This is a genomic window from Psychrobacter pygoscelis, assembly GCF_004335015.1.
GTDB lineage: Bacteria > Pseudomonadota > Gammaproteobacteria > Pseudomonadales > Moraxellaceae > Psychrobacter > Psychrobacter pygoscelis.
Map to the genome: position 1 here is coordinate 285229 of NZ_RQRU01000001.1, position 24426 is coordinate 309654.

At 44.9% G+C, this 24426-nt stretch carries 23 protein-coding genes and 1 tRNA gene; 4 read left to right on the forward strand and 20 right to left on the reverse strand.

The window, feature by feature from the left end; translation table 11 throughout:
* Positions 1-304 precede the first annotated feature (304 nt).
* The 4 genes from EGV92_RS01035 to EGV92_RS01050 all read left to right on the forward strand — a co-directional run bounded on the left by EGV92_RS01035 (position 305) and on the right by EGV92_RS01050 (position 4655).
* A complete protein-coding gene (locus tag EGV92_RS01035; protein WP_278248246.1) occupies positions 305-913 on the forward strand; it encodes a TetR/AcrR family transcriptional regulator in 609 nt (202 codons plus the stop codon).
* A gap of 238 nt (positions 914-1151) precedes the next feature.
* The gene (locus tag EGV92_RS01040; protein ID WP_131667358.1) at positions 1152-2978 is read left to right on the forward strand and encodes an alkaline phosphatase D family protein; all 1827 of its coding nucleotides are present in this window, start codon (positions 1152-1154) and stop codon (positions 2976-2978) included.
* 201 nt (positions 2979-3179) lie between these two features.
* Positions 3180-3266, forward strand: a tRNA-Leu gene (locus EGV92_RS01045).
* A gap of 183 nt (positions 3267-3449) precedes the next feature.
* Complete coding sequence (locus tag EGV92_RS01050; RefSeq protein WP_131667359.1) at positions 3450-4655, forward strand: tyrosine-type recombinase/integrase; 1206 nt, start codon at positions 3450-3452, stop codon at positions 4653-4655.
* A 314-nt stretch (positions 4656-4969) separates the two neighbouring features.
* Here EGV92_RS01050 and EGV92_RS01055 read toward each other — a convergent pair whose 3' ends face one another.
* The 20 genes from EGV92_RS01055 to EGV92_RS01145 form a co-directional block, all read right to left on the reverse strand.
* Positions 4970-5560 carry an N-acetylmuramidase family protein gene (locus tag EGV92_RS01055; RefSeq protein WP_131667360.1) on the reverse strand — a complete coding sequence of 197 codons (591 nt, stop codon included), beginning with the start codon at positions 5558-5560 and terminating at the stop codon, positions 4970-4972.
* 58 nt (positions 5561-5618) lie between these two features.
* Positions 5619-6011 (reverse strand): hypothetical protein, encoded by a 393-nt coding sequence (locus EGV92_RS01060; RefSeq protein WP_131667361.1) that lies wholly within the window; start codon positions 6009-6011, stop codon positions 5619-5621.
* A gap of 46 nt (positions 6012-6057) precedes the next feature.
* Complete coding sequence (locus EGV92_RS01065) at positions 6058-11391, reverse strand: tape measure protein (protein ID WP_131667362.1); 5334 nt, start codon at positions 11389-11391, stop codon at positions 6058-6060.
* Positions 11392-11458: 67 nt separating this feature from the next.
* Positions 11459-11764, reverse strand: coding sequence for a hypothetical protein (locus EGV92_RS01070; RefSeq protein WP_131667363.1), 306 nt, complete (start codon positions 11762-11764; stop codon positions 11459-11461).
* A gap of 30 nt (positions 11765-11794) precedes the next feature.
* Positions 11795-12205, reverse strand: coding sequence for an ATP synthase subunit B family protein (locus EGV92_RS01075; protein WP_131667364.1), 411 nt, complete (start codon positions 12203-12205; stop codon positions 11795-11797).
* Positions 12206-12265: 60 nt separating this feature from the next.
* Positions 12266-12409 carry a hypothetical protein gene (locus tag EGV92_RS13825; protein WP_165525531.1) on the reverse strand — a complete coding sequence of 48 codons (144 nt, stop codon included), beginning with the start codon at positions 12407-12409 and terminating at the stop codon, positions 12266-12268.
* A 17-nt stretch (positions 12410-12426) separates the two neighbouring features.
* Positions 12427-12834, reverse strand: coding sequence for a hypothetical protein (locus EGV92_RS01080; RefSeq protein ID WP_131667365.1), 408 nt, complete (start codon positions 12832-12834; stop codon positions 12427-12429).
* A complete protein-coding gene (locus EGV92_RS01085; RefSeq protein ID WP_131667366.1) occupies positions 12831-13064 on the reverse strand; it encodes a hypothetical protein in 234 nt (77 codons plus the stop codon). The genes EGV92_RS01080 and EGV92_RS01085 overlap by 4 nt, the downstream gene beginning before the upstream one ends.
* Complete coding sequence (locus EGV92_RS01090) at positions 13064-14986, reverse strand: hypothetical protein (RefSeq protein WP_131667367.1); 1923 nt, start codon at positions 14984-14986, stop codon at positions 13064-13066. Before EGV92_RS01090 ends, EGV92_RS01085 begins: the two co-directional genes overlap by 1 nt.
* A gap of 9 nt (positions 14987-14995) precedes the next feature.
* Complete coding sequence (locus EGV92_RS01095; RefSeq protein ID WP_131667368.1) at positions 14996-15340, reverse strand: hypothetical protein; 345 nt, start codon at positions 15338-15340, stop codon at positions 14996-14998.
* Positions 15337-16242, reverse strand: a complete 906-nt coding sequence (locus tag EGV92_RS01100) for a LamG-like jellyroll fold domain-containing protein (RefSeq protein ID WP_131667369.1) — start codon at positions 16240-16242, stop codon at positions 15337-15339. Before EGV92_RS01100 ends, EGV92_RS01095 begins: the two co-directional genes overlap by 4 nt.
* Entirely contained in the window at positions 16242-17384 is a 1143-nt protein-coding gene (locus EGV92_RS01105) for a hypothetical protein (RefSeq protein ID WP_131667370.1), read from the reverse strand. Before EGV92_RS01105 ends, EGV92_RS01100 begins: the two co-directional genes overlap by 1 nt.
* A complete protein-coding gene (locus EGV92_RS01110; RefSeq protein ID WP_131667371.1) occupies positions 17381-20959 on the reverse strand; it encodes a hypothetical protein in 3579 nt (1192 codons plus the stop codon). Before EGV92_RS01110 ends, EGV92_RS01105 begins: the two co-directional genes overlap by 4 nt.
* Positions 20960-21118: 159 nt before the next feature.
* Positions 21119-21400: a hypothetical protein gene (locus EGV92_RS01115; RefSeq protein WP_131667372.1), complete on the reverse strand. Its 282-nt coding sequence runs from the start codon at positions 21398-21400 to the stop codon at positions 21119-21121.
* 167 nt (positions 21401-21567) lie between these two features.
* Positions 21568-22008 carry a hypothetical protein gene (locus EGV92_RS01120; RefSeq protein ID WP_131667373.1) on the reverse strand — a complete coding sequence of 147 codons (441 nt, stop codon included), beginning with the start codon at positions 22006-22008 and terminating at the stop codon, positions 21568-21570.
* Positions 22009-22101: 93 nt separating this feature from the next.
* A complete protein-coding gene (locus EGV92_RS01125; RefSeq protein WP_131667374.1) occupies positions 22102-22836 on the reverse strand; it encodes a phage tail tube protein in 735 nt (244 codons plus the stop codon).
* 9 nt (positions 22837-22845) lie between these two features.
* Positions 22846-23274 (reverse strand): phage tail terminator protein, encoded by a 429-nt coding sequence (locus EGV92_RS01130; RefSeq protein WP_131667375.1) that lies wholly within the window; start codon positions 23272-23274, stop codon positions 22846-22848.
* Positions 23264-23755, reverse strand: coding sequence for a phage virion morphogenesis protein (locus EGV92_RS01135; protein ID WP_131667376.1), 492 nt, complete (start codon positions 23753-23755; stop codon positions 23264-23266). Before EGV92_RS01135 ends, EGV92_RS01130 begins: the two co-directional genes overlap by 11 nt.
* Entirely contained in the window at positions 23740-24237 is a 498-nt protein-coding gene (locus tag EGV92_RS01140; protein WP_131667377.1) for a gp436 family protein, read from the reverse strand. Before EGV92_RS01140 ends, EGV92_RS01135 begins: the two co-directional genes overlap by 16 nt.
* Positions 24238-24423 carry a hypothetical protein gene (locus EGV92_RS01145; protein ID WP_131667378.1) on the reverse strand — a complete coding sequence of 62 codons (186 nt, stop codon included), beginning with the start codon at positions 24421-24423 and terminating at the stop codon, positions 24238-24240.
* Positions 24424-24426 lie beyond the last annotated feature (3 nt).

Consider the following 24426-nt stretch of genomic DNA (forward strand, 5'->3'; position numbering starts at 1 on the left):
TGGTAACGGCAGTTACCGAATCGACAAAGTGCAATATATCCTAATAATGTTTGATTTCAACGAACTTATAATAGGAAATTAAATACTCATTCGCAATACTCATTCCGTAATGGTAATCTATATTACCGTTAAATATTTCACTAATTATTTTAGGTGTTAACCGGTGAATAATGATTGATTTATAGCCAGTAATTCCCAGTCAGCCCTTATTAGGAGTACAAAACACGTGCACAATCATGACGCAAAAAACCATCTACAAGACGACAAAAATTATGAGCTTAATAGCACCCGCTCCCAAGATGACTTGCCAGTCTTGCCGCCGCTATCGAGTATGCGGACGTCTACTTTAGATAAAATTGAGAAGGCCGTTATCCAGCTGTTTGCCGGTCGTGACGCCAATGAGGTAACGATGAAACAAATTGCAGGGACGGCGAATGTGTCACTACAAACCTTGTACAAATACTTCAGAGACAAACAAACACTAATCTATACGATTTTGGATCGTGTGCTTGGGCGGCTGGCCGCACGGATGATGGATCATCTACAAGGGATAGACAGCGTCAAAGAGCGTTTACGCAAAACCTTGTGGGTTTGCTTCGATTTTGTGGACTCTCATCCTCACGCGGTCATGGTGCTATCAACGGCAGTGCCGGTCTCGCGCTATCGCAATATTGCTATCTATGAGAATAAGGAGTTGCTAAATGCATTTTTGAATGTATTAGTGGATGGTCAACGGCGTGGGGTATTGAATGATCAAGTGCCGCTGTATATTTTGTTTGATATCTTTATGGGGTTCATTAGCAGGCTCGGACTCATGCATATCATTCGTCAGACCCAAAAGCCCATCAATAAAGACTTTGATGTGCTGTTCGATATGCTGTGGCGCGCTATGGCAAAGCCAGAAAATCCATAAAGCTGTCTAACTGAGAAAGAAGCTCATTAATAAATTGGCAACAATCTTCATCAGTAAGCAGCCCTATCAGCCCTTTACTACTCTAAGAGAGCCTCTTTAATAAAGCTGTCATGCTAATTTGAGACTATGCGTATCTAACGACTCGATGATCATCATCCTTACCACTTCAATTGCTAGTGCATCGCCACTAGCTTTTGTGGTTTTAGTGACATAAGCCTCTCTTTTTAGGACCGCTACTATGACTCAGCCAGTAGATCATAATGATCAAACCAGCCCCCCTTTACACAACCTTATAAAAAATACTTCTGAGCAGAATCACACCCAGCCTGCATTTACTCGCCGTAGATTTATTCATGGCCTTGGTGCAAGTGCTGCCGCTCTCGGTCTAGCAGCCTGCGGTGATGACAACACCAAGTGGCAGCTTGATAACGCTAATCACCAAGATACCGTCACTTTTACTCATGGTGTGGCCAGTGGTGACCCACTACAGGATCGCATCATTCTTTGGACTAGAGTGCTGCCTACAGCCAATCAACCTAATCCCAAAGTTCAATGGGTTATAGCCAATGACGAAGCCATGACTGATATTGTCAATCAAGGCGAGGCCACTGCTAAGGCGGCAAACGACTTTACGCTCAAAGTAGATGCCGACCAACTCTCGCCCAATCGCCAATATTATTATCAATTCGAGTCCAATGGCGTTAAAAGCCGCATTGGTAAGACCAAGACCTTACCAGCCGATAATGTTGAGCAGGTCAAGCTTGCGGTCTTTAGCTGCGCCAACTATCCGGCAGGCTATTTTCATGCTTACGCCGATGCAGCAAAACGCAGTGATATCGATGTCTGCATCCATCTTGGTGACTATATATATGAGTATGGTCGCAGCGTATTGGTCACTGCTGATAAGGGCTTGTCTGAAGAGAAGGTCGCCTACGCCTCAGCCAATGCCGCTGCATTAGGGCGTGAGGTTGACCCTGCTGAAGAGATTACTAAGATTGGTGACTATCGCCGCCGCTACGCACAATACCGCAGTGATACTGACCTGCAAGACTTACATGCCAATCACCCTATGATCGCTGTCTGGGACGATCACGAGTTTACCAATGATGCCTATATGAAAGGGGCGGAAAACCATCAACAAGATGAGGGCGACTGGGAAGCGCGTAAACTCGCTGCCATGACTGCCTATCACGAGTGGCTGCCCACTCGAAATACCCTCCTTAATAATGTCACGCGTAGCTTTGACTTTGGCAATCTACTAAGCCTGCATATGCTTGATACCCGTATTATCGGGCGCGAAAAGCAGCTCGACTATGCCAACTACGTGACTACCGACGGCTTTAATGGAATAGATTTTTTTGTGGACTTAAGCAACCGTGACCGTCAACTACTGGGCTTAAACCAGCAGAACTGGCTGGCGATGCAATTACAAAACTCTACCGCGACATGGCAAGTCTTAGGTCAGCAGATATTGATGGGTAAGATGTGGATCCCCTCGCCTATCCTACTTAACTTTAGTAACCCTGCGACTGGAGTCGATGTCGCTACTTATATGACGCTGATGGCTAAGCAGCAGCAAGCGCCAGATATGCTCACTGACACAGAGAAATCAATCCTAGCGCAGCCTTCTATTCCCTATAATCTTGACGCGTGGGATGGCTACGCGGTAGCGCGTGAGAATGTATTTGGTCTCGCCAAAGCGGCGAATGCCAATCTTGTGGTATTGGCTGGCGATACGCACAATGCTTGGGCCAATGACCTTCAGGACCAAAGTGGTGATGCCGTCGGTGTGGAGTTTGCCACCAGTTCGGTGACCTCTCCAGGATTTGAGGAGTATCTGGCTGACATCCCACCTGAGCAGTTTGCAGCAGTACTGCCTACCCTAGTGCAGGGCGGCACGCTTAAATATACCAACAGTAGTGAGCGCGGCTATATGGTGGTCACTGCTACGCCGAGCGATTGCACGTCTGAGTGGGTGTTCGTCAGTGATATCCTTAAGCCGACCTACTCTTCACGAGTTGGCAAGACGCTGTGCGTCAAAGTGGGCGAAAATAAAATCGCATAGTTGACTGATGCGATACTTGCTACCTCTGACTCAGTAGGGTTGTTATCCTTTTATTGAAAGTCTAATGATTATTCAAGGTCTAATAATATTGCAGTGTCTTGCGAAAATTCAGCTAAAAACGCTTGACGAGATGTGATAAGTTGCTATAATACGCACCCTACATAGCAGCACTTTCAATATTTAGTATTGCTAACCCTACATGCCAGTGTGGTGGAATTGGTAGACACGACGGATTCAAAATCCGTTGCCCTTAAAAGCGTGTCGGTTCGAGTCCGACCACTGGTACCAATATATTGTTTCAATCAGTCTCATGTTGTATTCTAAGCCCCATTGTTACTAACTTTGGGGCTTTTTTATGTCTCATGCTGTCTCATAGTGTCTATAGCAATCTCAAGTTTTTAACAGTAAACTTGACAGTAAAGATGTATTTTACTGTCAACCTCAACCTTTTTACTGTTTAAGATTACTGTTATGGCACGACAAACTAAACCCCTTACTAACACAGAAGTATCAAAAGCAAAGCCACGTGACAAACTCTATCGTCTATATGATGGCGACGGATTGCAGCTTAATGTCTACAGCACGGGCAACAAGACATGGTTTTTTGCATACAAGAGACCATTTACGGGTATTCCCGATAGCATAAAAATAGGGCGTTATCCGTCTATCTCGCTTGCAGAAGCTCGCAGCAAAAAAGACGAGTTTAAAAAATTGCTAGAGAATAATGTTGATCCAAAGTCAGCTAAAGAGCAGGCAGAGAAAGAACAAAGGCTTAAAATAGCTAATGATTTTAAATCTGTGTATTTGGAGTGGGTGAAAACTATGAATTATGCAGATACGACGCTAAAAAAAACTACAACTGCTATAGACGAAATAATAGCAGTAATTGGAAATAAGCCCGTTTCAGAAATTACTGTCATGGATTGTATGAAGGCACTAAAGCCAGTTGAAGCCGCAGGACATTATACTAAGCTGCAAAAGATGCGAACTAAAATAAGTCAGGTTATGACTCATGCTATTGCGACTGGTCGAGCTACAGAAAATCCTGCTTTGCACTTGCGAGGTGTTTTTGGAACCGGCGAAGTCAAGCACGCTCCTGCCATTTTAGACGAGAAAAGACTGTCAGAACTATTGATAGCTATAGATGGTTACAGCGGATACTTTGCAACACGTAGGGCCTTAAGGTTTGCAATACTGACATTCGCGCGGCCGGGCGAAGTTAGACACTTGAGATGGCGTGATATTGATTTAGAAAAAGGACTATGGACTTATACGCCATCTAAAACTAAAAAATCAACCGGAATAGACATGGTGTCGCCTTTATCTAAGCAGTCTCTACAAGTCTTGAATGAGATGCGAGAATATGCACAAGACGAGTATGTCTTTCCGTCTAAGACCTCAGCAAGTGGTGTTTTGTCGGAAAATACACTTAACCAAGCATTAAAAAGAATGGGGTTTGATGGCAGTGAGCAGACCAGCCAAGGGTTTAGAGCTATTGCTCGAACACTGCTTGAAGAAACGCTGAAATACGACTATCGCATGATTGAGATGCAGCTAGCTCATAAAGTTTTTGACAGCAACGGCAGGGCTTACAATCGTGTCAAGTGGCTTGATGATCGTAGAGTAATGATGCAAGCTTGGGCTGATTATTTAGACAAATTAAAAAAGGAAATATAGATGTTTATTAATCACAATCGCTGTCCTGATTGCGGCCAAAGATTAAAGCATTACTACTATTATTGTGGCAGCTGCTAAAGGGATTTGGTATTAGTTGCTGATTATCAAACTACTAATAAATAAATCGCATAGACTGCAATACTCAAAAGCATCAACATAAGAGAGATCAATAAGACGCTTGTATATACAGTCATAACTGTCATAAAGCAACGTGATATTAACTTAAATAGCGCATCGAGTGATTCATCAATGCGCTGCGCTGATTCTTTGAGTTTGATTAGTTTGGTTGCCATTTGCTTATAGTAGCAAGAATTTTAAGTTCGTTTGAACTTTTTATAAGCAGCGGCCAGCTTCTCATCGTACTTATTCACTTTATAACTGGATCCATTGTACTTTTTCGCAAACCCTGCCCAATCTTTACGCTGTAACTCATCAAGCAAGCCATTCACTTTAATAAAGCGAATCATAGCATCTAACTGCTTAGCTTCGCTTTCGTGCATTGCATCGATAAATTCTCGTAGTGATTTATAACCTAATGACTGCCAGTTAAAGCCCATAACTTGGCCTATACCCCAACTGCAAGAGCTGTGAGCAGCATTCCAATGCAATACTGATGCTACATACAGCTTTTGATGTTGTGGCCGCACGTTGTACAGTGAGCGATCCCAAGTTTCACAGCAAATATCAGGGAACAAGTCATGTAACTGCTCGCGCTTGGTAAAGTATCTAACTTTGCCAAGCTCACGCCATAAGATATGCGGCTCAAATAAAATCACTGGATTGTCATTGCTATCAAATCCGCTACCTTTGCACTCAACTTCGATTGCTGATCGAAGCGCTGCATACTCGATACCATTTTCCTGCGCTGCTTGCTTAATCTGTCGCTCTGTTAATTTTTTATCCACTGCATCCCCCAGACGTAAAAAAACCGCTAAAAGCGGCTATTGATTATTAAAATTAGGGTTAGCGATTAAATATCGCAAAAAATGCGTCTTTAATCTCTTTGATAATCTCGGCAAGCGGCTTGCCTTGCATCAGCGCTATTGACTGATAAACAACGCCGATTACTAACATGCCAAATATAGCCCACCCGAGCATGATAAAGCCGTGTGTCATCACACTGTAGCTCTGCCATCCGTAATACTCGATAGACGCTTCGCCGCCGTACAAGCTGATTGTGACAGCTATAGTAAACTTGATGATAACTGACATATTGATGCTGATTTTGCCATCTCTGCCAATATCACCCGACAGCACTAATCCAAAGATAGCGCCTATGATTGCCGCAAAAACTTTGGGTAGATACATCAGTGCTTTGAGTAACAAAAAATCGTATTGGTTGATGTTATGGGGCATACGCCCTCCTAAATTTAGTCAATAAAAAACCGCCCGTAGGCGGTGGTTAATATCCTGCTAATGCTCTAGATTCACCAAGTTTCTTGGCAAAATCTATCCAGTCATTCTCTTGATTTTCTGGCACAGTTGCATTAATGCGCTTGCTGCCTTGCTTGATCTCAATTTGTACTGTTTTTTGCGGCGTTTGTTCAGGCAACGTGGGAGTGCTTAACGACATGGTTCTCTGAGCGATTTTGTCAAACAAGACTTGTTGCTGAGGCACTGCTACGCCTAGCTCCTTAAGCATATTGGCGGCATTATCTAGGACCTCTTTGTAGTCTCTTAAATCATCAGCAGATGCTCCTTTTTGCTTTGCCTCTATTAAGTTCTCAAGCTTTTTGTTATAGAGGCGCAGGGCTTGTTGCTTCTGTTCCTCTGAGTCATAAGGCGCTGGATTTGATTCGCGTCTAGACGACTCTTTATTTGAGTCATCGTCGTCTGTATCGCGCTTACCACCATTTAAGCGACTTTTTTGACGCACTTTTTCGCGCTGTGCGATGTCAGATAAGTATTGACTCGCTGTCTTAAAGTTTTGTAAGTCAGATATCGACAAGCGCTGTCCATCTCGAAAGCCTTGCAGTTGACCAAAGTTGAGCGCTCCGTCTCTCTTACCCGACTTGGCGTACAACTTACGCGCTTGCTCAGCTGCTTCGTCTGACGACAATCCTGCTGATTTTAAAAACCCCTCGACGCCTTGCTTTGTGCCAAATTGATTAGACTCTGGCGCAGAGTTTCGTGCTTTGCGCTCAGCATCTAATTGAGCTTGAGCTGTTTTTAACTCATCAATCTTACTTTTGAGTTTGTCGTAAGACCGATAAGCTTTATCAGCTGCGTTTTTCATCGAGTTGCCAGCTTTACCTGCCGCGCTGCTCAATTCAAACATGCTGTTTTTAACTCTGTCAACTGGAGGCTTGGCGTCATTAGTCGCCCGAGCTGCTTTACTCATAGACTCAAACGACACACGACCCGTTTCATCGACAGAGACTGTCAAGCCGCGCTGTGCAGCTTGCGCTCGTGTTGTAGCGTCGATGACATCTCCATTCGCCGCGATTTGAGCTTTAGCAGTCTTTTTAAACGCTTCAATAAGCTGACCTGCTGTAGCCTCACCGTCTTTTACAATCATGCTATAAGCTTGGTTGTAAACTTCGGCTTGCTTAGCTGCTTCTTTGCGCGTCGTAAGACCTAGCAGCTTGTAAGCTTCGTTGACACTATTGACGCCCTCAGTCAGTGCGTCCAGTCGCTCGTTAGCTAAGTCAAGACCTGCTGCCAAATCCTCACCTGTCAGCCTGCCCTGTTCTCCCAAGTCCTCCCAAATTGAGATAACATCTTGCAGTTCGTCAGTGTTCTTAGCCTTTTTAACCATATCACCAAGCGCCGCAACCATGACCTCACCTGCTTGGTAGCCGGATTCGCTTAAGATATCAAAGTTTTTAGACAGCTCTAGTACAGCCGCTTTTGCCTCTCGATATCCTTCGCTGAGACCAACGCCAACAGTATCAGCGAGCTTGCTATAAGCAGCGTCAATATTTTTAGCTGTAGTTTCTGCTGATGCCGCAGCTATCTCGTTATCGCTCATCTTCTCGACAATAGCTTTGCCTGTCTCATCGATAGCGACTTTTAAGTTTTGCTCAGCACCAAGTGCTTGCAAAGATGCCAGTGCGCCTTCGCCATGTGCTTTAACCTGAGCCTTAGCCATTTCAGCAAACGCACCCTCTAGAGCTTCAGCTGACGCCTGACCATCTTGAGACATTTGCTGATAAGCTGCTGTTGCAGATTCGGCTACTTCATTGAGTCTGTCCTGATTGCTTTTAGCCGCATCATCTAAAGCTGCTTTTGCTGCCGACTTAAAGCTCATTGCAGCATCTTCGGCTTTTTTGTACGACTCTGATGAGTTTTTAGCGAGACGCTGTGCAAATGCTTCTAAGTCTGCTGATAGCTCACCAAATGTGACTTTTGACAAGCCTAGTGTCAGTGTCGATAGCCATGCAGATATTGACCCCTCAACAACATTAGATGCAATACTTATCGCTGCCAAGCCATCATTGATAGTGCCCAATACAATGCTGACACCTTGCATAGTGCGAGTAATAATTCCTACTTTCTCGCTCGCCACGTCAGCGCTATTAGTCAGTATGCCAATCCATTCATTTATACCGTTGTATGTATCTGCAATGGTGCGCCATAAGCTTCCCACAGTCGTCATCAACTGATTAAACGTTTGATTGATAGCATCTATAGTAGTCGGGTCCATGTTCTCCATGGCGCTACTGATAGAGTTAATGGCTTCAGCAAGTTTGGATGACTGATCAACTGTCTTATCCATATTGCCGATAAAGTCAAAGAGTTTATTCTTCATGACTGCCACTGCATTACCGACCGTAATTGGTAGTGAGTCAAACTCTTTAGTAATGACATCGGCTTGAGACTGGACGGCTCTTAAGACGACTTCAGATGTTAACTTGCCATCTGCTGCCATCGCTCGCAGCTCACCACGAGTAACTCCTAAGCCTGCCGCCATCGCTTGAGCTAAGCGTGGGGCTTGCTCCATGATCGAGTTAAACTCCTCGCCACGCACAACACCTGATTGCAAACCCTGTATCAACTGAGTAATCGCAGCATCAGCAGACGCAGCGCTACCGCCCGACAGCTTAATGGCTTGGTTGATAGACTGAGTAATGCCCAAGACCTCAGACTGGGCTAATCCTAGGGCTTCTGCTGACTGAGTAACACGGGCAAACAACTCACCCGTGTTTTCAATGCTGCTAAATGTCTCATTAGCAATACGTTTAACGCCTTCAAAGGCCGTGACAAATGCCGCACCTTCTCCGGTAGCAAGCTTGATGCGAGCTTCTAGCGTCTTAAATGCATCAGAGGTTTCGATAATTTCAGCGACGCCAATGCCAAGACCTGCCGCTGCTAACATACCTTGCAAGCTACCAATAGCGTTTCTAACGCCACTGATACCACCCGTAAAACTATGTGTCTCTTGAGTTGTGCGGTCTATCTGGTCATCAAGTCCGCGCAGCTCTTGCTCTAGCCGCTGTATCTGCTCCTCTGTGATGCGCGTTATTCTGCGGATTTCCTCCGCAGGTCGTGTACTGTCGTTTTGAAACTCAGTCAATGCACGTCGCATCTCGTTAATTTGATTAGTGACAGTGTCCGGTAGACGTGTGTTTGTCATGCGATAAATAGCATTGCGCGCAGCTTCAGCAGTGTCTGACGCACGATTCATAGCGCGTGACATCTCATTAGCCAAGTCAGTGCTAGCGCGTGATGCCCTGCCCAACTCTTGCTCTAGACGCTGCACACGCTCAGCAGCTTCTGCCAATTCCGCCGGACTTGCGCCAGTACGACTTAAGTCTAAAGCTGCCTGCTTTGCTTGCTCAAGCTCTTGCTCTAGCGCATTGGCAGCAGCTCGGGCTTCGGCAATATCGGCAGGTGTAGCACTTGTCTGACTTAGTGTTCGCGCTTCTGTTCGCGCTTCTCCCAATTCAGCTTTCAGAGCAGCAACACGCGCCTTAGCTTCGGCAATATCGGCAGGACTAGCATTAGTTTGACTTAGCTGACGGACTTCTTCACGAGCACTGTTAAGACTTTCTTTTAGCTGATTAACTTTGGCTTTCGCTTCTAGTAGCTCAGCAGGTGAGCCGCTAGTTTGATTAAGCTCACGCGCTTCAGTACGAGCTTCATTCAAGTCTTGACTAAGCGCTGTAACCTTAGCTCTAGCCTCAGCGATATCTTCGGGAGTGGCACTAGTTTGACTAAGATGCCTAACTTCTTCGCGAGTTGCGTCTAGCGTCGCCTTAAGTTCTTCAACTTTTGCTTTAGCAGTCGCAATATCAGCAGGACTTGCGCTAGTGTCGCTCAATTGGCGTACTTCGTTTTTAGCATCAGCTAAGCTTCGAGATAGTGCGTTAACCTGATTTTTGGCTTCAGCAATATCTTCTGGCGTTCCGCGAGTCTGAGACAATAACTTAACGTGGTCTCTAGCTTCAGCGAGACTTAACGATAGGTTGTTGACCTCGTTTTTAGCATTGGCGATATCTTCGGGTGTGCCTTTAGTCTCACGTAGCCTTTTAACTTCGTCTCTTGTGCCCTCAATATACGATGTTAGCGCCCTGACCTTGTTTTGAGCAGCTTCGATATCTTGTGGGCTTGCGTCACTATCTCGTAGAGATTTAACTGCCAATTTAGCAGCAGACAATTCATCTTTTAAGCTTGCAATCTTAGCTTTAGCGTTTTCAATGTCTTCTGGTGTGCCCTTAGTTTGCGATAGCTCTTTAACTTTGGCTTTAGCTGCATCAATGCTCAGACCAAAATCATTGACTCTATTTTTAGCTTCCGCGATGTCTTGAGGTGTGCCGACTGTGCGCGATAATTGCTCGACTTTGGATTTAGCTTCGGTGATTGACGCTGCGAGATTATCGACTTTGTTTTTAGCTTCGACAATCTGATCGGGAGTGCCGTTGGTTCTTGATAGCCGCTCGACTTTCAAGCGCGCTTCGTCGAGACTCAAGCTGACACTATCAATGCGTCCCTTGGCTTCGATAATGTCAGCAGGCGTACCATTAGTACGAGACAACCTTTCAACATTTAACCTTGCTTCGTCGACTGCGTTTGATAGACTGTCGACTTTGGCTTTGGCTGCATCAATTTGTTCGGGAGTTCCGCGAGTTTGAGATAGCTGCTTAACCCTTGCGCGAGCTTCTGCCAAGCTGCTACTAAGATTATCCACTTTGCCTTTTGCAGAGTCGATATCCTCAGGAGTGCCGCGTGTCTGCGACATCTGCACAATCTCTTGACGCGCTTCTGTAATGCTAGCACCCAGTCTATCAACTTTAGCTTTTGCTTCTTCGATTTGTGCAGGTGTGCCGTTAGTACTGCTTAGTTGTTCAACTTTAAGTCGAGCTTCGGCTACTCTAGCAGTTAGATTATCAACTTTAGCAGCTGCCTCGGCTAACTGTGCAGGAGTAGCAGAGGTGCTACCAAGCCGCTCTACTTCTTGCTTGGCAACTCTCAACTGCTGTGCTAATCGCTCTGTGTGTAACGCTGATTGACGCATAGCGGCGTCTATTTGCTCTTGTGTCAATTGAGCGCCTGAACCCATGCTACGCAGCTGTTGCGCCGCTTGCTCAATCTCTGATGTCAGAGTGTTAGTGTCTACATTGCCAAGGCGACCCAATAAGTCGGCAGCTCTTGACGTATCGGCATTCATTGACTCGACACGCTGACTGATAGTTCGCGTCATTTGACTAAATCGGTCACCTGCTTCGCGGACGTTTTGATTAAACGAGTCTGTTAGCATCTGCAATCTGACGCTAAAATCTAATTGATTTGCCATTTGCTACCTCAAATTTTGGGCAATAAAAAACCCTGCTCGGTGGCAGGGCTGGGTTCTTCTATTTTGTCTAGACTTGCACAGGTTTTGGTAGCTTGCTTTGCTTGACGTGACGCTCACTAATGTAATACCTCTTAAAACCCTCAGTATCGACAAACACCACAGGCTTGGCTTTTGCTTTGCTCTTATCTTCAGACAATCCAACATAGGCAACGTTATCACCGTCTACACGCCTATCAACTAGCAATGCTGCTTGTACTGACAGTTTGTTAATTCTATCAATCCACTCACTGCCCCATAAATCAAAGGTTTTTGGGTAATGCTCTTTTGTAATAGGAGCAGCGATTAGCGCTAGGTCTTGTTGATTGATTGCCATAATTATTGCCTTATTGCCTTATGATATTGGTTAGATAAAATTACTACTCTTGTGGTAGCCGTTTAGCGTATAAGCACAAGTCGCATGTCCGCCAGTCATACCACCAAAACCGTTTTCAGCACGATAATCAAAGCTGACGACTATCTCATCTCCGTTGTTTCTCACATTGTCCGGACTGTATGTCATGTCTAAAGATTTTGGGTTCTTAAGCGTTTTTTGTAGTCTTGTTTGACAGTCAGCCGACATAACTTCTGGTTTGAGTCTGTTTGCTTTTGCTGCGTCTAACTCATCTTGCACCCTTTGTGCTTGTCTAGCTTCCATTTCTGCCAACCCCTCGGGCGACATAGTAGAGTTGTTTAAATAAATCATAAGCCCAAAAAATACTACTGCAAATGCAATCAATGAGTAGTGTAAAGGCATGCCAAATAGTTGCTTTTTCATAGTTTTAGCCACTGATACAATTTACTAAACTTTAGCTTATATACGACAAATCAGCAACAGTTAGCTGTTAATAAACTGCTCCCAATCCTTTTTTTCTACCTTTGATATTCTAAATGCTATCGCCATGTCTTTGATATTATCAGTGCGAGCGCGGGCAATTGCCTGCTGATAACCGCGCCAATCTCCAAATAACATATCGTCCACGTCAGCCGCGCTAAACCCTAATTTTGCGAATTTAAGTAAGCTGTCGTACCAAGTGTATTGAGTTGCTTGCCGATTTGGATCAGGGGCGTGAAAATCTGTGTCAAAAAAAAATCCCCCGAATGGGAGATCAATGTTTGCATGACATGTAAAAACTCTAACGGCTCAAGCTCTCGGTAAAAGCTGGGCGGTTTGTCTGTCAAGATAGCAGCAAGCATCACCGCATTATCTGAAAAGCTGCTAATCAGTCCTAGCAAGTCACCGTTAGACACTGTGTTATGAGCGTTTACGATATTCTCAAATTCTTTGACAAACGGCTGAAATGCGCGTGTAACCTCGGGCAGATTGCCCATTTTGACGCGCTTAATCTCAATATCTTGACTGTTAACAGTGATGCTTGTCGATGTTTTGTCTTTGATATCCGTCATACTTCAATCTCTGTGTAATCCAAATTTGGAGCTTGTCCGATAATTTGAGAGCCTTTAATAAACACCTTGCTGCCTGTCTCGTAACTACCTTGACCTTGCACATCAGTATAATTACCGCTTGACATCTCAACCGTATATTTAGTCTCTGTGCGGTCTCTGACTGTTGCTATTTGCTGAGCGTCGCCACGGGTTGCATCAGTAAACAGCTTCCACAAATTACCCATTGCCATTAGACCACCTCCTTGTCAAAATGACGCTCAACATCAATGGATTGCTCAATCAATAGTGACTCATTGCTGCTTAATTTGCCCGATATGCTTGTGCCTCGGACCATGCCTACCCATGACTCACCATCATTGACTCTAACTAGCGTTGATGGGGTCAGTAGTCCAATGCTGCTATGCATTGGCAGGGTTAGCCCAATGTTGCCGATATCGCCAGTGTCACTAAGCACACACTGACCACGATGACGTGCCACTGCTGCATCTGTGATGAGGTCGCTAACTACTTGATTAGACGTATAACCGCCCGATGTACCTGTGCGCCTTACAAGCGCTGCTACACTCCCCTCACGCTCACCTGACACCATGACGCCATTGTAGCGCGGCTTTTGTACACGATTGCGGCTGCGGCTTGTTATTAACTGCTCGGGGATGGTGATGCTCGGGTCTTGTGCCGCCCACTCCCACGACGGTATTGGGTAGTTGCTCAGCACTCGGATAACGTCTTGCGAGGGATGCGAGTTAATAAAACCACCTGCCGCTTCTGCAATCCATTGCAAACTATTAATAGGCGTCCTGTGCGAGTAGCTGTAAGTATTAGCCGGAACGTTCCATCCAAGCTCGCTAACAAGCTGCCAATCGAGCGTAAAACCCGACGGTATACTATCGCGATTAAGCTCATCGTTAGCTATCTGACGCGCCGTCATGGACATCGTGTATTTGTAACCCCGATGCTGAGCAAACGGATAGGCAAGCCTTGACGCTCGGCTCTTGCCTTTGATAGTTAGACTCGCATCATTAAACTGTGCGTTGTCATCGCAAGCATCTAATATAAAGCGCCATGTCTGATTGTTGACTGATAACTCTACCTCGATCTCAGACTCATTGGTAATATCGACTTTTGATAGTTCATTGATTGGTACATTTGCACTAAACGACCAACAGTAACTATTGTTATCAATGCCGACATTAAAGCTCAACATCTTAATCTCATCGCCGGTATCTGTGCGAGTGAGCAATAAATCGTTAATCACAAATATAACTCCTGAGCCAAATGGCGACGTGTTACCTGTATCTTGATATTGACAACCAATACCAAAGTTTAGTAGTGCGCTTGAGTCAACCCATGGACACTCAAAGTTAAGCAAGGTTGAGCCTTGATAGGAGTTATCACTGTCAATAACAACCACATGAGACGCAGCCCAAGGCGGAATCTTAGCTGTCTCAAGACCGGACCGCTTAACAATAGCATCAAATCTAGCTGGTAATACGCGATGTGAGTCGCTTCTGCCTATTGCCGCTGCTGTCTCGATAGCATATCGCTGACGCTGTGCTAATAAATGCATAGTCTCAGCACTTGCAGACTTAACTCTGCCAATTAGCCGTCCAGTCTCAGTAGTAATTAATCGCTTGTGACTAATAAACCTAACTGTCTCATTGATGCTGCGCTTGATATTGCCAATGAGTCTTGATTGCTCAGCGCGTACCACAGATTTTATCGATAGATATCTAGTGGCCTCAAAATCTATAACGATATTATTAGTAACTATCTGAGATGACTTAAAACACACTCTGTCATCAATAAACAATGCTGTTGCGGCGTCATAATCGCTACTAACTGCACTACTCATTAATCTGCTAGACTCAATACCACCTTGCTTGTCACAAGTAGCACCTCTAAACACGTTAGCATCATAAGACACTGTGCTAGACAACTGAGCGTTTAAGTCGTAGATGATATTTGCTGTGGCGCTAACGACTGGTCTTTTAGCTGTGCCTGAGACGCTTGCAATAACAACGATTGTCGCAGCAACAATAGCATTAACTGTGGGAGCGCTACCTGTCGCATCTTTACCAAACTCAAGTAATGATGACGGCTCATAAGGCTCTGTAAAATTTAAGGTGGTGCTAGGGGTGTAGTCCGTCATCATTTACCCCCGTCAAATTTGTATAGTTAAACTCGTAATGCTGACATAGCCGCCCTTGTAGACTGCCGAGTTGTCTAAAATCATATCTGTGCCAATTGTCAGTAATGCCACCTCAATACTATTGCCATTAAATAACTTAGCTGTAGTAGGCGTTGCAGATGCTGTTGCTAATACCTGTTTAGGCAAGTTAAAAGTTAATTTACCACTTGTTATACTGTCATCAATCGGATTTGGCATCTCAAAAGTAGCGACTGCATCATCATCGGCATAAATAACTAAGGATGCATTAGCACCCTCGTTTAATTTATCAGCCAAGCCTTGCAGCATCGCGTTTTTAGCGTCATCAGTAAGCATCATGTTTTCGTTCTCACCATATCCTGTATAACAGCATTAAAATCGCGCTCATGATCAATAGATACAATGTAGTACTCAGTATTTGGTCGCAAGTTGTCTAGTCGATAATTACCCTCATCATCTGACCATGTTACTGCTATCAGCTCATTAGTACTCCGATGATAGGCGCATACTTTACGAGACACTGGCACTCCAAGCTCAAGCACTTTGTCTGTAATAACGCCATTGTAGTTAGATGGCACTATTTTACCTGTGGAGAGAGTGCTAGCTACTGCTAAGTCTTGTTGTTCATAGTTAATATACTTTGGCGTAAAATTGTCTGTGTACTTAACATCGTCCCAGATTATTAACTGATGTAGATAAGTATATGCAAAGTTGTTTGGCTGGTTATTAAAATTAGCATATCCAAAAGTCAAGGCTTCGGGCATGGTAATCCCATGTTCTAGTTTTTCAGACTTAAACAAAACACCGTTAACATAAAGTGCTTTGTTGGCCCCATCCATCACCCATGCAAAATGCACAGGCGTATCATGAGGGACGGCGTCATAGACTGGGTAGTCTCGCTCGCCATCGCCGGTCGGAAAAACAAACCCACCTCTATCGTAATGAAGTCCTAAATAAAATCCTTTTTCCCAAGTGTTTTTAGCCAGTCCTCCAATTAAATACTGCCCCCCGTTTGTACGGGCGCTTGGTTGATAAACCCAACCCTCTATTGTCATTTTTTTACTATCTACTGGAATCCGGCGATCAATTCGCCATTTAGCTGCGGTATCTCCGTCCAGATTGTAATAGTAATGACCATCAATAATGTTGACGCGATTTAAGTTTGATGGCAGTAAACGAGCATGACTGGACAAGTCTCTCAACCCATACTCTCCTGCTTGCACTAACAATAATGACTGCATTAGACATCCCCCAAGCTAAATGCCAATTGATAAGGTTGCCCAATGTTGACTATCTTGTATCTTGCGCTCTGATGCTTGACAATATGAGATGATAGTTTCATGTTGTCAGCAAATGGCACTATGCCAACACCCTCGAAAACACCTGAGACTGGTCCGCTACTGTCGCCTTGATATATTGGTGACTGCAAAAGAATATCTGTTAGATAATGCTCTGTGTAGCTCACTAAATGTGTAGCAAAAACCCGACCGTAATTTTTTAAATAAGGAGCTGATGAATTATTATCGCTTTCCGCGAATGTGAAATGCGGATAGCCGATTTGCGAGCCTATGCCAAACCCACTTCTTGCAACGAGAGTTTGGAATTTTTGCACCCCAAAATCAACTAAAGGCACACCCAAAACAGCACCCAAGTTGTTATTGGTGACATCTGCATAGGGATAGCTAATGAGCCAAAAGCTACTTTTATTACCCACAATTATATAGTCCCTAACTCCATCAGGATTTGTGGTAGAGCCTCTATCGGGACTTGTGGAGTACGGACTTGCATAATACCATTTGAACCAGCCATTACTACGACCCGATATTGTTTCCCGATTTTGCTCAGGGTATGAAGAGTTGTATGGAGATTGCCAATCGGCATTATCAAAGCTTGTCATGTTTGCACATATCTCAACAGTCGCAAATTTAGCAGCACTTGCACTTGTGCCCTCTAGCTTTGTGTCATCAACTCGTAAAAATGCAGGATAACGTGGGTCTGATGACTGATAGCATGTGCGGCCCTCACTGGCAAAGTGCTGCGTCCAGCCAAGCGGAGCATAGCGCACTGATAGACCTTGCTCATCAACCACAGAGTCGGACTTAAAGCTAATTGTTGTCGTGCTCACGCTTGTTACTCTAAACTCTTTGTCTTGCAGGCCTGCTTGTGTAGAGCCAACAACATCAACCACGCTGTCAATTAAAAACCCATGCCCATTTTGCAGTGTTAACGTACAAATGCCATCGCTATAACTAATAGATGTTACTGGCTGACTATTGCAACCGTCTACCAAAATAGCATTTAGCATTTTAACTAAATCACCCTGCGTGTTTGTAATAACGGGGATTTTATTGCCCATTAATTTACTATCAAACCATTTAATCATTGTTGTCCTCTAATGCGGTCTATGTTGGCATGATAACCAATAGTAAAATCGTAAGTATCTAGTCTCGACAATTGATGCTGCTGTATTGCGTTGCCAATCCACAAGGGATAAGCCGCTGCAATGGTGTTAAAGCGCACCACATTTCCTGCATCCCATCCTGACCCCCATGCTTCGGGGGGGATGGTAAAATAAGGATTGGATGTCATGCGATTGATTGGAGCTGTAGCACTATTAATCGCACCCGAGCCAATCTCACCGACCGTCTCGCCTAATATTCTGAACGACGTTGAGCTTGTAAAGATAAGCGCCCAGCGTTCAGTGATTGCGTCACGATTAGTTACTACAATCGGGTTGTTAGTGGTCTTTATTTGCGACTCTGAGCGCTCACCAATTAACTGATTAGACCATTGGCCATTCCATGATTTTTGACTCATGACATTAGTTACTCGTGACTGCATATCGCCGGCTAACAACATTGTGCTAAACACTGCTTTTGTGCTGTAGTCATGAGTAATAGCCGTGGATAGCGTCACACGTCCAGATATGTCAGTATCAACGACCTGCGCTAGGTCCATAATGCGGTATTTAGCTGTAAATGGCGGTGTATAGCTCGATGCGCTAAATGAGCTGTCAAACGCTACAGTGCCTGCGTCTAAGTCGATATTGAGCACATCGTAGCTAACTTTAACTCCCTCACTATCTACAACTGTCACATCAGACAAGCGCTCAAACCCTAAGTTAAAAGAATCATTAGGCTCGTGAGTTGGTAACTGCTTTGTCTTAAGCTCGGTAATAGCGATTGAGTCACCTGCTTTGACAAACTGCACACGCCCATCAGTCGGTAGACGCACAGGGTCAAGACCGATAATCTCACTATTGAGCGGCAAGTATGTGTAAGCGATAGCGTTGTATCTGATGCTATCCGGCTTAACATACACGGGCTTGTTGATAAATTGAGTAGCTCCTGTAGCTGTCTCGGTGTAGATATTATCAACGTCGTACCATTGCTCTTTATTGACGTTTGGATGCTCAGATACTTTAAGCTTTTCGTAAAAGTACAGCGCCACAACACCTGCTTTAAAATCAACTGTGCCATGAGCATATTTGTGACCTGTGATATTGCCCTGCGAGTCAGTCGATAAGTTCAAATTAGTACCGTTAGCAAGCTCACAATTAATCTGCAAGCTTGCTTTTTTGATTGGTGATACAGGAGTTCTAAAAATCATACTAGCAAGTGGCACAGGGTCATTTTCGCGAGTTAGAGACTTTAGACGCAATCTGTAGCCATAACCGCTAGCTGTCCATGTCGTCAGAGCAATAACACCGCTTTGATAGTCGATAGTGCCGACTTGAGTTTTGTCTTTAAACACCACTCCCGACTTGTCTGTCAAAACCTCACCGTTCATATCAAGTATTAACGACCCTGCTAGTACTGGCGCATCAACAGTACGAGGTAGATCTATATAAAACACAGTAGGTGTTAGCGATGTTGTTTTAGGCTCTGTAGAGCTGCTGACAACAGCCGAACCTTTGATGGGCGCGCTCTCAAACCGCAGCTTTTGCTCTTTTGACCAAGGTTTGAATACTGGTGATACGCCCGGTCTTGTTAAAACATCAACACCCGTCACAGTTTTGGTAATTGATATCTCAGCAGAGATGGACTTTTCGCTTGCGTTGACTGCTTGACTAACAATATTGACGGTAAAACTGTCATCTGGCGATAGTGCATAATTACCAAGCGCACCATCATTTTGATTCACTCGATTGTTTTTAATGTACAATTCAGCGGAGGTGATGCTGCTACTATCAAAAGCAAGTTGCAACATATGAGATTCTGTCTCAATCCACATGTCGCCATTTATAAACGCGCTTGCAGTCGTTGCTGATAATTGAATATTGTTGCTGCCATTTTTGACAGCCTGTCCCGACACCGGCTCTACCGCACCACTAACTGCAACTTTGTAACTTAAAGAGATTGCAGTATCAGCTGCTAACGAAAAATTTGGTGTAAATTGCAACTCTTTATCAATCAATTTTCCCGTCGCATCACCTGTGATCGCACCATTTGAGACTGTCGCTTTGTTGCTAGTGCCCCATGTGATATCGATATCGCCCACAGGCTTACCTTCTAGCGGCAATATGTGGTAAGCGGCAGTGATGCTTTGCTCGTCATATTTAGTCGTGCTTAGCTCAGTGCCAAATGTGTAGATAATGTTACTGCCTGCGTCAGGGATGGCTTCTGTTGCTAATAGCACAGTTTTACCTCGCACAGTACCGCGACCACTGCCGTTATCATCTACTAGGTTGCCTTGACCATCGTCATGTACTGTATAGACGCGTCCGTTGACCTGATAAGTTACTATGAGGCTGCCTGATGATGGCTCAGCGCCAAGCTCGCGCACATAACTATATCCTGCGTTTTCATCAACTATTTGATAGTCAGTCTGCGACACTCTGACAAGCCCGATAGCAGGCCTGTAAGACCCTGTGAGTCTTTGACTGCCCCAATTCGCATTGTCATACCACGTAATCTGACCTGTGTCATGCTTGATTGAGCCATATGCTACTTTGTTTGAGTCAAACAACTCACCACTGCTATCTCGTAGAGCTTTGTTATTGACACTAAGGCGCAAGCTACCTGCATAAACGCCGCTTGGTAGATTTAAAGTGGTGTTTGGTGCGATATTATCTGTCTGATTAATCCGTATGTCATTTTGACCGCTTTTAATTAACGTCACTTGCTGATTAACTGGGTCGCGCTGCAATAATGGCGACTCTACTTGCGTAGAGGGCACGATCTGAGTGTATATAGACTCAAGCTTGACTTGTCTTGATGCAAGAGCGGTAATTGGCTCAGCTAGATGCGATGCACTGTAGTATTTGGCAGCATCAGCAATGCGAGCCTCTCTCATGACAGCACGACGTGACGTTGACGTGTTTTGATAAAACTCTTGTACTGTGAGGCCAGTAAACGCTCGTTTTAACGGCTCGCTAATCTCAATAGTCGCAACTCGTCTATTAACCGTAGTGTCAGCATTGCGCTGGAAACGACGCTCAATAGTGTCAACTTTAAGCACTCGCACATACTGATAAAACTCATCTGCCAAGCCTTCATTCTGCACTAGCGCCATGGCTTGGCCCACAGACGGCACAGGGTCAGACAAATCTAGTGAGATTTGGATAACGCGCTGTCCTTCTAATTGAGTCTCTAAGACGTGTCCTGCCCAGCGACTACCAAACGCTAGATATGACTCAATCTTGTTCTTAGCATCATCACGACGGTCAGCAAATGATGTCGCTTTAAACGCAAAGACGCTCATATTCTCGTTATCGGGCAGCTCAGTAATTAAAAATCGCGCTGCTTGCAATAGCTCAGCGTTAGCCGTCTTAACTGCCAGCGCGACTTTCCGCAGACGCACACGACCAGTCAGCGCGTCAATATCTGACACGTCGGGAAACAGGTTGTTAGAGACACCGTCAGCAATCGGCTCAGCAGTCGGCAAACCACCCCCATCCGGCGTATCAGCCATGACCCCAGTCTTTAAAATCTCTAAATCATTTTGAGTAATTGTCATGCGTCATCCAAAAATCAGACATAAAAAAGCCCTAGCAATGAGGGCAGGGATTGTTAAAATTTAGGCATTAAAAAAGCCCACCAGATGGTGAGCTTTGTTTGCGTTTAGTTTATCGTTATATATCAATCGATGTGTTAACACCCCCCAATTTAGTGTTCGTTAACCATTTTCAAGCATAATTAAATGGTCGCTCACACTTAGCAACACTGAAAGCTTGCCTTTTGCCATAATGTGATTGTCACCTTTTGTTAATGTAAAAGAATGCCCTAGCTCCTCAAGTGCAGTAGTGACGATAAACTCTAATTCGTCCAAGCTAAAAGCAGCCCAGTCAACATCAATATCATCTATTATCTTAGCTTGAGCTGTAATGACTCTTGACGCATCAAAACCATCGTATTTATGCACTCTGACTACTTTGACCTTGTTTTTAGATAGACTCATGACTCGCTCTCTGTTTGTTTTAGGAGTTTTAACTATAGTTTATTGGCAGAGTTGGCGCAATCAAGCCTTTATGCATTAGAGCAAGAGCAATATCCCATAGTATCTTTATGATCTTTTAAGATGTCACATAAACTAAGTGTTTTTTGGTGTTAGCTGTGATAGCTACATCAATCATCCCCGACCTCGATAAACCGCAGTGTCACTAAAAACGGGTCAGATAACTGAGGGCTGTTATAGCCCTTGACATCTTTAGCATCGATAGCATTAGCTTGAGACGTATCAAATGCGACCTTAACTCGTCTGACAGTATCATCAGCGAGATACTCAAGCCAAAATGTAGCAGCTAGCTTATCGCGCTCAGCTTTTAGTTTATTGACTGTTGCACGAGATAGCCACCCCATATCTGGCGGTGATTGCAAAGTTAGTGGTCGTCCATATTTTTTAAGGCTTTGCTGTATGATGAGTGAGCCGTCTAGCGCCCTTTGTTGATTAGATGCTACGACTGACCAATTGTGCTCATCAACTGGATATAGACCGTCTGATAGCACGATGACATCATTAGTTTGTGTATTAGTCAGCTTGGTTTTAGTGCTTGATTTTTGTCTCATAAAGTCATCTCTCATTTAAGCAAAAAGCCGCCATCTAGCAGCTCCTTGATTAAATAAAAAAGCCCTAGCTGCCTATCACAGCTAGGACAAAGGTTAAAGAGTCACAATCTCGTAAGTACCCTCTTTGTCGTCGTCATACAAGCAGCTGCCCTCTAACTCCATCCCTGAAAAGTCATCACTGATAAGCTCGTAAGCGTTAGCAGGTTTGATTTTGACACGGTAAGCAGTGACAATTTGACGCTCTTTTTGACCTGCGATATTTAGACCCTCAGTACGTACAATGTAATGATCGACACTGTTAGTCATCGGCTTGAGCTTAGTTGCTTCGCCGTATGAGTAGGACACTTTAAGCGGACCTGTAAAGCCGTCTTTTAGCATCTCAATACGCCCAAAGTCTTTATCGAGCTTGTAGTCGGTATTTTCAGCAAGAGGCTGGTCCGGACTCGCACTATCAGTGATAGCAACGCTGCTAACTTTTGCATACTTGAGTGCAAACGTGTCGCCCACTGCGCTAACAGCGTGCAGCTCGTTCTCCACGTTGCCAGTATTAACAGTCGTTACAGTCGCTTGTAGTGCTGCTGCCATCGCTTCTTTGCGGCGCTCGCTCAGCGTGATACTGACGTTAACTTCTTTTGTGCCGTCAGTTGAGTCCCACTCGTTTTTGTTGGGAGTGTGGTACTCGTAGAGGGTTTTCTCGTCTGTGACCGAGTGGGCAAACGTCTGTTTTGACGCAACACCCACCCAAAATTCCTGCTGCTCAACACCATTAACAACGGGTGTTAGATAGATTTTGCCGCGTCCAATAAACGCGTGTGATTGCTTAGCCATATGTGCCTCCTAAGGCGTAAATTGAGTCTCAAAAGTAAAAGGGTATAAGCCAAAAGTGCTAAAGTACTCGGGGCGTCCAGCAGTGCGGACTCGTTTAAGCGGTAAATGGTAATCATCAACGGCATAACCTTGTACGTGGTTAATAACCTTGGTAATTAGCTCGCCGCCAATTTTCATCAGCTCAGTTGTGTTAGTCTGTGCTGCTGCGTGTGATACAGCGACTACGACTGTCCATTGCTGCGTGTCCATTGAATCCATACCCTCGACTGTGTCGGTTGGATTGTTGCTCGTGTTGACGACATAGAGCGCAGGAGTGATGTTTTTGTTAATCTGATTGACTGCTGCGACTGTCTCGACGGTTTTAACGCCCCATTCGCTCTGCATTGCCCTCAGATGCTCGATAAGACCAAGCCCTGTAGCAAAGTAGTTATCTGTCATTACTACTCCCTAAAACGTAATGTAAGACCTCTGACAGCTCGTCAATGTCACTCAATGAGACACCTAGATATGGTCGTGCAGGCATCATCACCGACTCTGTAAACACAGAGACGCCAAGCGCATTAGTAAAGCGCAGATAGCGACCATTTTTAGCCCTGATAACACCGCCAAACTGGTGGATAGGAGCATAAATCACGTTAGTGCCCCACTCCACACCATCAGGCAGCGACACAAAGGTTATCGAGTTCATCAGTCGCCCAGTGTCTCTAAGCGTCTCGCCGCCTTGAGCAATTGCTCGTCTGGACGGTTTCCAAGGCACACCATCAGGGCTTGCTTGGTTTTCAAACCGCGTGATTGTGTTCTCGACCATCTGAGCGCCCGCCAAGTCGCCAAACTGACTCATACGCTCGGGTGTCATACCTAGCAATGAGCCAAGATTAACGTTACTCAGCTCACCGCCAAAACTTACCGATACGTCCATGCGTCACCCACTGTCGGCATTGCTGCAAAAACATCATCGCCAAAAACAGAGCCTTTATAGCTGTCACCTATCGGTACTGCCGGTGCAACACGCGTCGCTTGATGCTCGTCGTCTGTCAGCGGTGTGTTGTAGCTAACATCAACTTTGTCAGCGACCACTGACTCAAGCCACTTGATAGCGTCTTTGTAGCGATTTCTGACCTCATCTGTAGCTTGGTTTTTGTAGAGATGATATCTAGCAATGTCGCAGCAGTAGATTTTTAAATCAGCAGCTGGATTAAGCGGCAATCGATAGCGCTTAGCTAGATAACCATTCATGACGGTCGTGGCATCTGAGAGAGCCGCTGAGATCGTCTCAGAGCCGTTGCCGTGCATTGATTCAAGCTCTAACACCTCGGTCATGCTGTAGCGATTAATGAGGTCGTTGCGCGTCGCATAAGCATCAAATGGCGCTTGAGTGTTTACTTCAAGCATGTCTGCCATTTACTTATCCTCAGATTTGGTCTTAGTCGCCGTCTTAGTGGTCTTGACTGGTCCTTTATCAGCAGTCTCATCAATCTTGATAGCTCCGCCCTCTAGCAGCTCTTTAGCTCGCTTATCAGTCAGACCTTTGACCTCATCGCCAGTCTTAAAGTGACCGACGGATTGTGTTGCAATGTATTTAGTCATTGT